General features: G+C 66.8%; 8 protein-coding genes and 3 pseudogenes. 6 read left to right on the top strand and 5 right to left on the bottom strand.

The features are described 5' to 3' along the window. Together A7D17_RS23270 and A7D17_RS25315 are read right to left on the bottom strand one after the other, a co-directional pair. Positions 1-434, bottom strand: a pseudogene (locus A7D17_RS23270) (transposase); the annotation flags it as partial. A gap of 107 nt (positions 435-541) precedes the next feature. Beyond that, positions 542-619 (bottom strand): annotated as a pseudogene (locus tag A7D17_RS25315) (integrase core domain-containing protein); the annotation flags it as partial. Positions 620-886: 267 nt separating this feature from the next. On the opposite strand from A7D17_RS25315, the gene A7D17_RS17925 reads away from it, so the two are divergent. From A7D17_RS17925 to A7D17_RS17935, 3 genes are all read left to right on the top strand, one after another. Then, entirely contained in the window at positions 887-1,387 is a 501-nt protein-coding gene (locus A7D17_RS17925; RefSeq protein ID WP_064510347.1) for a TspO/MBR family protein, read from the top strand. A gap of 592 nt (positions 1,388-1,979) precedes the next feature. Further along, entirely contained in the window at positions 1,980-4,487 is a 2,508-nt protein-coding gene (gene thrA, locus A7D17_RS17930) for a bifunctional aspartate kinase/homoserine dehydrogenase I (RefSeq protein ID WP_064510348.1), read from the top strand. A gap of 53 nt (positions 4,488-4,540) precedes the next feature. Beyond that, complete coding sequence (locus tag A7D17_RS17935; protein ID WP_064510353.1) at positions 4,541-5,479, top strand: homoserine kinase; 939 nt, start codon at positions 4,541-4,543, stop codon at positions 5,477-5,479. A gap of 62 nt (positions 5,480-5,541) precedes the next feature. Here A7D17_RS17935 and A7D17_RS17940 read toward each other — a convergent pair whose 3' ends face one another. Continuing rightward, positions 5,542-5,856 carry an EthD family reductase gene (locus A7D17_RS17940; protein ID WP_064510354.1) on the bottom strand — a complete coding sequence of 105 codons (315 nt, stop codon included), beginning with the start codon at positions 5,854-5,856 and terminating at the stop codon, positions 5,542-5,544. A gap of 158 nt (positions 5,857-6,014) precedes the next feature. Here A7D17_RS17940 and thrC point away from each other — a divergent pair, with 158 nt between their 5' ends. Further along, positions 6,015-7,319, top strand: a complete 1,305-nt coding sequence (gene thrC / locus A7D17_RS17945; RefSeq protein WP_064510349.1) for a threonine synthase — start codon at positions 6,015-6,017, stop codon at positions 7,317-7,319. A 100-nt stretch (positions 7,320-7,419) separates the two neighbouring features. After that, complete coding sequence (locus A7D17_RS17950) at positions 7,420-8,160, top strand: murein L,D-transpeptidase catalytic domain family protein (RefSeq protein ID WP_064510350.1); 741 nt, start codon at positions 7,420-7,422, stop codon at positions 8,158-8,160. Between the two features lie 165 nt (positions 8,161-8,325). Here A7D17_RS17950 and A7D17_RS17955 read toward each other — a convergent pair whose 3' ends face one another. Next, positions 8,326-8,949, bottom strand: coding sequence for a helix-turn-helix domain-containing protein (locus tag A7D17_RS17955; protein WP_193395361.1), 624 nt, complete (start codon positions 8,947-8,949; stop codon positions 8,326-8,328). 249 nt (positions 8,950-9,198) lie between these two features. On the opposite strand from A7D17_RS17955, the gene hisS reads away from it, so the two are divergent. Further along, the gene (hisS, locus tag A7D17_RS17960; RefSeq protein WP_064510352.1) at positions 9,199-10,611 is read left to right on the top strand and encodes a histidine--tRNA ligase; all 1,413 of its coding nucleotides are present in this window, start codon (positions 9,199-9,201) and stop codon (positions 10,609-10,611) included. 353 nt (positions 10,612-10,964) lie between these two features. Here hisS and A7D17_RS23735 read toward each other — a convergent pair. After that, positions 10,965-11,110 (bottom strand): annotated as a pseudogene (locus A7D17_RS23735) (IS110 family transposase); the annotation flags it as partial.

Here is an 11,110-nt window from a genome sequence, read left to right on the forward strand (position 1 = left end):
GTGCTTGATCAATCCCAGCAGGCGTTGGTCTTCCTTGGCGCGCTCACTGTCAGGCGAGCGTAACCAGGCGTAATAACCCGCCCGGTTGACGCGCAATACCCGACACATCGCGCATACCCTGAATTCCCTGCGATGGTCTTGCATGAACGCGTACTTTGCCTTCACCCCTTGGCAAAGTACGCGGCGGCCTTTTTTAGGATGTCGCGCTCCTCGGTCACGCGACGCAACTCTGCCTTCAGCCGCCGAACCTCGGCGCTCTGGTCCACCTCGGCGCGATGCACCACGCCAGGCTTGCCGAACTTGCGCAGCCAGGCGTACAGGCTGTGCGTCGTGACACCCAGTCGCTCGGCGACCTCTGCCACCTTGAACCCACGATCGGTCACTTGCCGGACCGCTTCGATCTTGAACTCATCCGTATACCGCTTGCTGCTCATGGACACCTCCGAATCTGCCATTTTCCATGGCCTTGAGATGTCTAGGAAAGCCTGGGCGTATCACTCAGCGTGCGGAAGAGATGCATGTCCAGCACGTCGCGCCTTTAGCTGCCGTTGAGGCGTTCGATGAAACCGGTTTGCATCGGCCGTCCCGGCTCAACGAAATCCAATACGATGCCATCGCGCCTGGTCCGACATCCCCCGCCCCGAGTAGCGGTCGGGTTTAGAGTCCGGGACTGATGATATCGGTGTTGGCAAGATGTTGGGACGACGTCCCCCCGATTTTGAGTGTCGCCCCAGTTTGGAGTCCAATTCCCTATCCCGAGGAGATTGGACATGACGGCACGAATCCGTACGGCGTTAGCCGAGCGCGGACTCGCTTATGCGCGTAGTCACGGCTTGCACAGAAGCTCTGCCACGCTGACGAGCTCGGATCACAGGCCAAAGCAGTCATGACCCAAGGACGTTCAAAAAAGTCGCAATGGTTCGCCCTTCTGGGTTGGCTGGTGCTTTGCTATGCCGTCGCTGGGCTGGGCGCACTGGCATCGATCCAGGCGGCCAGCTTTTATGCGCTGCTACAGCGGCCGGCGTGGGCGCCGCCGGGGTGGTTGTTCGGACCGGTGTGGACAGTGTTGTACGGAATGATGGCGGTGTCGGTCTGGTTGGTGTGGCGGCGCGGCAGCCGGGCGGGGATGCGTCCGGCGCTGGGCCTGTTCGTGCTGCAGCTGACGCTCAATGGTTTGTGGAGCTGGCTGTTCTTTGCGTGGCATCTAGGGGCTTGGGCGTTCGCGGATATCGTGGCGCTGTGGCTGGTGCTGGCAGGAACGATTGCCGTGTTCGCGAAGCGGCAGGCGCTGGCGGCGTGGCTGTTGGTGCCGTATCTGGCGTGGGTGAGCTTCGCGGCGGCGCTCAACTTCTCGGTCTGGCAACTCAACCCCCAGGTACTTGGCTGATCTCCGCTGCTGATCCTGGCGGCTCCTGCTCACCGGCGCGGCAATAGCGACGATCTGTTGCTTGGGGCGAAGTGGCCTGTTGCTTGATGCGAACTGATGCCGGCAGCGAAGCGACGCCTCGCCCGCAAGCGATCTGGTCAGGTGTATCGCGTCATCTGAGCGCATGACACTACCAATCGAGGTTCGAAACCTGCGCAGGGCGGCTCTCCAACGTCGTTCCAAAAGTTTCCATAGCAATCAATTGCTTGCGCACGCGATGCTTAAAGCCCTGAGCAGCAAGGTTTTCTGTTTCGCGCCCCGAGCGCGTGCGCCCGCCCATTCACGCAATGCTTGACAGGCCTCGGCCCTGTGATGTCTTTTTGCTTACATGCCTAACGCCTGTGCCACCGCTTCGCTTCTCTGCCAGCCGCACCTGCGGCCGGGTGCGGGCGTGGCCGGCATTACCACCACCATTACCACCGTCACCATTCGCCCGGTGCGGCCCGTCGTCTTCGCGTAACTTCCGAAAACAACGGCCCCGCACCCGGATCAGGATGCGGGGGCTTTCCTCCCTCATCTGATGCGGACGGGGCCTCCCTAACGAGGTCTGTCGATGTCATCGTCTGTCGTTTCGCTCGAACCCGCTGCTGTTGCCGCCTCTTCCGCACGCACCGTCGTGCACAAATTCGGCGGCACCTCGGTGGCCGATGCCGAGCGCTACCGGCATGTGGCGCAGTTGTTGCTCGCCCGCGACGAGACGGTGCAGGTCACCGTGGTGTCGGCGATGAAGGGGGTGACCGATGCCTTGATCGAGCTGGCCGAGCTGGCCGCACAGAACCGCCCCGAATGGCGCGAACGCTGGCATGAAACGCGCGCGCGCCATCGCGGTGCGGCGGTGGCCTTGCTTGGCGAACACTCGGGGCCGACGGTGGAGTGGCTGGACGAGCGCTTCGAGCACCTGTCGCAGATCCTCGGTGCACTGGCGGTGATCGGCGAGCTGCCGCGCGAGGTGCTCGACCGCGTGCAAGGCCTGGGCGAGGTGTATTCGGCGCAATTGCTCGGCGATTATTTCCGCGCGCTTGGCGAAGATTGCGCGGTACTGGATGCGCGCGATGTGCTGGTGGTCAATCGCGGCGAACTCGGCGTGGATGTGGACTGGGACACCAGCGCGCAGCGCCTTGCCACCTGGCGCCAGGCACATCCGCAGACGCGCGTGGTGGTCACCGGCTTCGTGGCGCGCGACCGCGCCGACCGCATCACCACGTTGGGGCGCAACGGCAGCGATTATTCCGGCGCGATCTTCGCGGCCTTGTTCGATGCCGATGAGCTGCATATCTGGACCGATGTGGACGGCGTACTGTCGGCCGACCCGCGCGTGGTGCCCGAAGCGGTGCAACTGGAAACGCTGAGCTACGACGAGGCCTGCGAACTGGCGTACTTCGGGGCCAAGGTGGTGCATCCGCAGACCATGTCGCCGGCGATCGAACGCGGTTTGCCGATCATCATCCGCAACACCTTCCAGCCGGAACATCCGGGCACGCGCATCACTGCCAGCAGCGCGGTGAGCGGGCCGATCAAGGGGCTGACGCTGAGCCCCGATCTGGCCGTGCTCAACCTGGAAGGCACCGGCCTGATCGGCGTGCCCGGCACCGCCGAGCGGGTGTTCGCGGCGCTGCGCACGGCGCAGGTGTCGGTGGTGATGATCTCGCAGGGCTCGTCGGAGCATTCGATCTGTTGCGTGGTCAAGCAGCACGAGTCCGAGCGCGCACGCAATGCCTTGCTGCAGGCGTTTGCGCATGAACTCACGGTCGGTCAGGTGCAGCGCGTGCAACTGACCACCGGCATCAGTGTGCTCGCCGCAGTCGGCGATGGCATGGCCGGCCAGCCCGGTGTGGCGGCGCGGTTGTTCGAGTCCCTGGGGCGTGCGCAGGTCAATATCCTGGCGATTGCGCAGGGTTCTTCCGAACGCAACATCTCGGTGGCGATTGATGCAGCGCATGCCACCAAGGCCTTGCGCGCGGCGCACGCCGGCTTCTGGCTCTCGCCGCAGACGTTCTCGGTGGGCGTGATCGGTCCGGGCAATGTGGGCGCGGCGTTGCTGGACCAGTTGCGCATCGCGCAGCCGCAGTTGCTGGGCAAGGCCAACCTGGATCTGCGCCTGCGCGCAGTGGTCTCGCGTGGGCGCATGTTGCTGGACGAGCGCGGCCTGGTCGGCAACTGGCGCGATGCCTTCGCCTCCGCAGCCACCGCGACCGATCTGGAACGTTTCACCACGCACCTGCTGTCCGCACACCTGCCGCATGCGGTGATCATCGACTGCAGCGGCAGCGCGGAAGTCGCCGATCGCTATGCGGACTGGCTGGCCGCCGGCATCCACGTGGTGACGCCGAACAAGCAGGCCGGCTCCGGCCCGTTAGAGCGATATCAGGCGATCCGCGCGGCCGCCGACGCCAGCGGCGCGCGCTTCCGTTACGAGGCCACCGTGGGGGCGGGACTGCCGGTGATCACCACGCTGCGCGATCTGGTCGATACCGGCGATGCGGTGACCTCGATCGAAGGCATCTTCTCCGGCACCCTGGCGTGGTTGTTCAACAAATACGACGGCAGCGTGCCGTTTGCCGAGCTGGTCACGCAGGCGCGTGGTATGGGCTATACCGAGCCGGATCCGCGCGACGATCTGTCGGGTGTGGATGTGGCGCGCAAGCTGGTGATTCTGGCGCGCGAAGCGGGGCGTGCGATCAGTCTGGAAGATGTGCAGGTCGAAAGCCTGGTTCCCGAGGCACTGCGCCAGGCCAGCGTGGAGGATTTCATGGCGCGCCTGCATGAAGTGGATGCCACGTTTGCGCAGCGCCTGCGCGATGCGCGTGCGCGCGGCAATGTGCTGCGCTATGTCGCGCAGTTGCCGCCGGATCGTGCTCCCAGTGTGGGTCTGGTGGAGCTGCCTGCCGATCATGCGTTCGCCAACCTGCGCCTCACCGACAACGTGGTGCAGTTCACCACGCGTCGCTACTGCGAAAATCCGCTGGTGGTGCAGGGCCCGGGCGCTGGCCCGGAAGTCACCGCGGCCGGCGTGTTTGCCGATCTGCTGCGGGTGGCGGCGGGCGAGGGGGCGCGGTTGTGAGTCAATCCGCTGTGAGCCAGCCACCGTCGTTCCAGACGGGTGAGGCAGGCTGCATCACTTCCACTGGAGTACTGCCGCAAGCGCGCGCCTTCGCGCCAGCCTCGGTGGCCAACGTGGCCGTGGGCTTCGATCTGCTTGGCTACCCGGTCCAGGGCGTTGGCGACACCGTGACCGTGCGGCGCATCGACGAGCCGCTGGTACGTATCGCCGCCATTCGCGGCACCACCGTTGCGCTGCCACTGGATGCCGGGCGCAATACTGCGGGCGCGGCATTGCTGTCGCTGCATGCGGCGTTGCAGTTGCCGTACGGCTTCGAGGTGGAGATCGACAAGGGCATTGCACTGAGCTCGGGCATGGGCGGGTCGGCGGCCTCGTGCGTGGCTGCGCTGGTGGCCGCCAACGCGCTGCTGCAAACCCCGCTCGGCAGCGCGCAACTCTACCAGTACGCACTCGATGGCGAGGCGGTGGCCAGCGGTAGCCGGCATGGCGACAATCTAGGCCCGCTGTTTTTAGGCGGCCTGGTGCTATGCACGCTGGAGCGGCTGGTGCCGATCACGGTGCCGGCCGCGTGGCACAGCCTGCTGGTGCACCCGGAGGCGGTGCTGGAGACGCGGCGCGCGCGCGAGGCATTGGCAGGCACGTATCAACTGCGCGAGTTCGTTGCACAGAGTACCAACCTTGCGCTGGTACTGGCCGGTTGCCACGCCGGCGATGCCGATCTGGTGCGTGCGGGCCTGCGCGATGTGCTGGTCGAGCCACGGCGTGCGCCGCTGATCGGTGGCTTTGCCGATGCCAAGCAGGCCGCGCTCGATCACGGCGCCCTGGGAGCGAGCATTTCCGGTGCCGGCCCCAGCGTGTTCGCATGGTTTGAAACGCGCGATGCGGCGCAGGCAGCGGCGCCGGCGGTGCAGGCCGGGTTTGCCGCAGCAGGATTCGACAGCCAGTGTTGGGTGTCGCCTATCGCAAGCCCGGCAGCGCGGTTGATCGGATGACGCGGCATCCACACCCAGCGCGCTGGCCGCGTGCCGCAGACCGGCGGCACGCGGCGCACGCTTCACTCCACCACCACCTCGCTGATCTGCATGACCGGCGTCAGATCGGTGTAGTTGGCCACGTCGGCAAGAATCTCCTGCGCATGCGGGCCGAAGCTCGCAGTGAAGGATTCGACCGAGTCGCAAAAGATGTGGCACATACCGATGAACGGCGGGCTGCTGCCGGCCTCGCCGCCGCTGAGGCCCTTGTCCACGCTGTAGCGCAGGCAGGCCGCACCCATGCGCGCGCTCACCAGCGGCATGTGCTGGTCGCGGTAGTAGCTGTGGTCGAAACGGGCGCCTTCGCGGTAGGGGTACATCACGCTGACCTTGATCATCTGCCGGCTCCACGGAAAGGTGCGCGCAGCATAGCGCCGCATCGTTCGGCGCGAGTGGCCGCAGTGACACACGTATCCACGGCCGTCGCGCTGCGCGTCCACACGCCGATCGCCTTGCCGGGACCTGCCCGGTCCTCTTCTTGTCTGGAGTCCTGCTGATGTTCATTTCCACCCGTGGCGGTGCACCCGCCGCAAGCCTGAGCCAGGCCATCGCCGCCGGATTGGCGCCCGATGGCGGGCTGTACGTGCCGCAGGCGCTGCCACCGGCGCGCACCCTGGCAGCTGGCGCCGATCTGGCCGCTACCGCCACCACGCTGCTGCAGCCGTTTTTCGCGGGTGATGCGTTGGCCGATGCGTTGCCGGCCATCTGCGCCGAAGCCTTCGATTTCCCGGCGCCGCTGGTGCCGCTGGCCACGCCCGGCGACTACGCGTTGGAGCTGTTTCACGGGCCGACTGCTGCGTTCAAGGATTTCGGTGCGCGCTTTCTGGCCGCCTGCCTGACCCGCCTGCGCCGGGCCGAAGACCGCCCGCTCACCATCCTGGTTGCCACCTCCGGCGATACCGGTGCGGCGGTGGCCGCCGCCTTCCATCGCCAGCCCGGGCTGCGTGTGGTGGTGCTGTATCCGGATGGCCGCGTCTCGCCACGGCAGGCGCATCAGCTGGGCTGTTTCGGCGACAACATCCAGGCCCTGCGCGTGGCCGGTTCGTTCGACGACTGTCAGGCGATGGTCAAACAGGCCCTCAACGATGCGCCGCTGCAGGCGCAGGTGCCGCTGAGTTCGGCCAACAGCATCAGCCTGGGGCGGCTGCTGCCGCAGATGAGCTACTACGCGCATGCGGCCCTGCAGCATCACGCCGCATCCGGCAGCGCGCTGAACCTGGTGGTGCCTACCGGCAACCTGGGCAACGGGCTGGCGGCGATCCTGGCGCGTGCGCTGGGCGTGCCGCTGGGCAGCATCGCGTTGGCCTCCAATGCCAACCACGTGCTGCCGGACTACTTTGCCGGCGACGACTACGCACCGCAGCCCAGCGTGGCGACGCTTGCCAATGCCATGGATGTCGGCGCGCCGAGCAACTTCGAACGTCTGCGCTGGTTGTACCAGGGCGACGACGCGGCGCTGCGCGAGGCCTTCCGCGCCTTGTCGGTGGACGATGCGGCGATCAGTCACACCATCCAGCAGCGCCATGCGCGCTATGGCGAGGTGCACTGCCCGCACACCGCCACCGCGGTGCATGTGCTGGAACAGCTGCGTGCAGAAGGGCCGGAAGGCGTGACCGGAGATTGGGCGGTGGCCGCCACCGCGCACCCGGCCAAGTTCGAAGGGGTGGTGGAACCGCTGATCGGCGCGCCGGTGGCCGTTCCGCCTGCATTGGCAGCGCTGCTGCAGCGCCCGGCGCATGCCGAGGCACTGGCGCCGGAGTACGCCGCGCTGCGGCAGCGGCTGCTTGCCGACGCCGCCTGACCGAACGCGTTCAGCCGCCCGGGGTTGGAAAGTGGCGCGCTTGGGGCAATCCTAGACCGGTGCGGCCCCAGCGTGGCGCCGCGTTGATGTGGGTTGCTGCATGTCTTATCGAGTGATCGCCGTTGCCGCCGCTCTCTGCGGGTGGGCAACGGCCGGAGCGGCCCTGGCGGCCGATGCCATGGCCGCGTCCCCGGTATCGCCGCTGGGCACGCCGCGTGCGGGACTGATCGACGCGCTGGCGCGCCAGGCCCCGGCGCTGGATCGCCAGGTGCTGGCGTTGGCGACCGAGGCCTTGCAATGCGCGCGGCAGCGGCAGCAGGTGGGCGACGAGCGCGTGCTCAGCGTGATCGACTACAGCCGGCCGTCCACCGAGCGCCGGCTCTGGGTGTTCGATCTGGCGCGGCAGCGGTTGCTGTTCAAGGAGTGGGTGGCGCACGGGCGCAATACTGGCGAAAACCTCGCCGCGACCTTTTCCAACACCGATGGCAGCTTCCAGTCCAGCCTGGGCGCCTTCACCGCGCAGGAGTCCTACACCGGGCAGAACGGCTATTCGCTGCGGCTCAAGGGCCTGGAACCGGGCTTCAACGACCATGCGCGCGACCGCGCCATCGTCATCCACGGCGCGCCCTACGTGAGCGAGGCCATCATCCGCAGCCAGGGCCGGCTGGGCCGCAGCCTGGGCTGCCCGGCGGTGCGTCCGGCGGTGGCCAAACAACTGATCGACACCTTGCGCGACGGTGCGTTTGTGTTCGCCTACTACCCGGATCGCGCATGGCTGCGGCAGTCGCAGTTGTTGCATGGCGGCTGCGGCGCGACGGTGGCGGCGGTCGGGGGACGTTGACGCGCGTGGTTGCGGCGCGACGCGGTGGCCCGCGTTGTCGCATCGGCAGGTGTGTGGCGTCAGGTTGAGAGGCAAGGCGCTGTTCGGCGCACGTGTGGACCACTGGTGCCCGCTGTCATCCAGCGCACCTTTTCGGGCGGCAGCAAGGTGCGGCCCGACCGGATTTCAGACCGTTTCGCCGGCCAGGCTGCGCAATGCGGTGTAGTCGAGGATCTGTACCAGGTGCAGCTGCGGCAGCGCGATCAGCTGCTGCTGCCTGAGCTTGGTGAAGGTGCGGCTCACCGTTTCCATGGTCAGGCCCAGATGGTCGGCAATGTCGCCGCGGCTCATCGGCAGCGCCACGGTGTCGCCACTGCTGCCGGGCTGGGTGGAGCGCGCGGCCAGCCGCAGCAGGAAATGCGCCAGCCGCTCGCTGGGTTGCAGGCGCGCCAGCAGCAGGCCGGTGTCCTGGGCGGCCGCCAGCTCCATGCTGGCGCGCTGCAGCAGCTTGCGCTCCAGATGCGGGTAGCGCTCGCGCAACTGGCGCATCTGCGCCATTGGCGTGCGGCACACGCGGGTTTGCACGATGGCTTCGATATCGTGCCGGTGCTGCGGGGTCTCGGTCAGCCCCACATAGTCGCCGGGCAGCACGAAACCGGTGATCTGGCGGCGGCCGTCGGCCAGCGTACGCACCATGCGCAGGGCGCCGGAGGTGACGGTATAGACGTGGTGGCGTGGCTCGCCGGCCCGGACCAGGGTGCTGCCGGGCGCATGAACCGAACCGCTGGTGGCCTGCTCGAGTGCGTCCATCTCCAGCGGCGACAGCGCGGCGCAGATCGCCCGGCCGCGGACCGCGCACAGCGCGCAATCGGAATTGCGCGCGTCCACGCCGGCTGCCGCGCTGGGCGCCGGGCAGGTCACGCTGGGGTCTGAAAGCTGCCGGTACATGGGTCACGCACTGCCTGGAACGCGCCCGCATGATACGCCATGCGGTCAGCACGGCCGCCCAGCCGGTAGAATTACCGGCTCGCCCCCCGTCGTCCTGCAGGAGTTTCGCTCGTGATCAAGCCCCGTACGCCGCCCGGCATCATGGAATTGCTGCCACGCGAGCAGATCGCGTTCCAGCGCATGCTGGACGTCATCCGCCGCAACTACGAGCGGTTCGGGTTCCTGCCGGTCGAAACCCCGGTGTTCGAGCTGTCCGACGTGCTGCTGACCAAATCCGGCGGCGAGACCGAGCGCCAGGTGTACTTCGTGCAGTCCACCGGTGCGTTGGCCAATGCGGCTGCCGCCGCCGATGAAGGCGCAGAAAATGGTGGGCTGCCCGAGCTGGCACTGCGCTTCGATCTGACCGTGCCGCTGGCGCGCTATGTTGCCGAGCACGAGCACGACTTGAGCTTCCCGTTCCGTCGTTACCAGATGCAGCGCGTCTACCGCGGCGAGCGAGCGCAGCGTGGGCGGTTTCGCGAGTTCTATCAGTGCGACATCGACGTGATCGGCAAGGATGCGCTGAGCATCCGCTACGACGCCGAAGTGCTGGCGGTGATCCACGCGGTGTTTGCCGAGCTGGGCATCGGCGACTTCAAGGTGCAGATGAACAATCGCAAGCTGCTGCGCGGCTTCTTCGAAAGCCTGGGCGTGGCCGAGGGCGAGCTGCAGCTGGCAGTGCTGCGCGAGGTCGACAAGATCGACAAGCGTGGTGACGATTATGTGCGCGACACGCTGATGGGCGAGGGCTTCGGCATCGCTGCCGAACAGGTCGCCAGGATCCTGGACTTCGTGGCAGTGCGCTCGAACGGGCATGCCGACGCGCTGGCGCAGTTGCAGGCGCTTGAGGCGTCGGTGGGTGCGAGTGCGACGCTGGGCGAAGGCATTGCCGAGCTGCGCGAGGTGCTGGAGCTGGTCAAGGCGCTGGGCGTGCCGGAAACGGCCTACTGCCTGAATTTCTCGATCGCGCGTGGGCTGGACTACTACACCGGCACCGTCTACGAGACCACGCTCACCGATCACCCGCAGATCGGCTCGATCTGCTCGGGCGGCCGTTACGAAAACCTGGCCAGCCATTACACCAAGTCCAGGCTGCCAGGCGTGGGCATCTCGATCGGCCTGACCCGGCTGTTCTGGCAGCTGCGCGAGGCCGGCCTGATCCAGGGCATCGCCGAGAGCAGCGTGCAGGCCATGGTGGCGCTGATGGACGAAACCCGACTGGACGACGCGCTGGATATCGCGCGCCGCCTGCGTATCGGCGGCATCAATACCGAAGTGCAGATGGAGCCGAAGAAGATCGGCAAGCAGTTCCAGTACGCCGCTCGCGCCGGCATCCGCTTCGTGGTGCTGGCTGGCGACGACGAACTGGCGCGCGGCGTGGTGGCGGTCAAGGACCTGGTGCGCGAACAGCAGTTCGAGGTGGCCCGCGACGAGCTGGCCAGCACGCTGCAGGTGGAACTGGAGCAGGCCAAGGTGATGCCGTAAGCCGAGGTGGTCGTTGCTGGTTTTCGATTGCCGGCGCACGCACTTCAGCATGTGAAGCGATGGGTGGTGCTGCGCGAGGTCTCGCCCCCATCCGCCCTCCGGGCACCTTCCCCCGCAGGCGGGGGAAGGGCGGCGGGTGTCATGCGCGCCGGAGACGCCTTGTTTTTGCTCTGCTCTCGCATTGACGGGAGAAAGGCAGCCGTTGACGGGAGAAAGGCAGCGGGTTTCCTCCGCGTCCGAGGCGCCTTGCTTTGCTCCTTCTCCCGTTGATGGGAGGGGGGAGCAGCTGTCCTCCGCGTCCGAGGTGCCTTGCTTTGCTTCCTCTCCCGTTGATGGGGGAGCAACTGTCTTGATCAACTGGTGGCGGCAGCTGCCAGTTGATCCCGCATCTTGGCGTTGAGGATGACCAGCAACTTGCGCATGGCCGCCACCAGAGCCACCTTGCCAGCCTTGCCCTTGGCACGTAGGCGTTGATAAAACTCGCGCAGCGACGGGTTGA

Source organism: Xanthomonas floridensis, assembly GCF_001642575.1.
In the GTDB taxonomy this organism is placed as follows: Bacteria; Pseudomonadota; Gammaproteobacteria; order Xanthomonadales; family Xanthomonadaceae; genus Xanthomonas; species Xanthomonas floridensis.

What these genes read in the sequence shown, in the direction of transcription:
- thrA (WP_064510348.1), top strand. Translation starts at nt 1,980, where the DNA reads ATGTCATCGTCTGTCGTTTCGCTCGAACCCGCTGCTGTTGCCGCCTCT.
- A7D17_RS17925 (WP_064510347.1), top strand. Translation starts at nt 887, where the DNA reads ATGACCCAAGGACGTTCAAAAAAGTCGCAATGGTTCGCCCTTCTGGGT.
- A7D17_RS17955 (WP_193395361.1), bottom strand. Translation starts at nt 8,949, where the DNA reads ATGGACGCACTCGAGCAGGCCACCAGCGGTTCGGTTCATGCGCCCGGC.
- A7D17_RS17940 (WP_064510354.1), bottom strand. Translation starts at nt 5,856, where the DNA reads ATGATCAAGGTCAGCGTGATGTACCCCTACCGCGAAGGCGCCCGTTTC.
- A7D17_RS17950 (WP_064510350.1), top strand. Translation starts at nt 7,420, where the DNA reads ATGTCTTATCGAGTGATCGCCGTTGCCGCCGCTCTCTGCGGGTGGGCA.
- thrC (WP_064510349.1), top strand. Translation starts at nt 6,015, where the DNA reads ATGTTCATTTCCACCCGTGGCGGTGCACCCGCCGCAAGCCTGAGCCAG.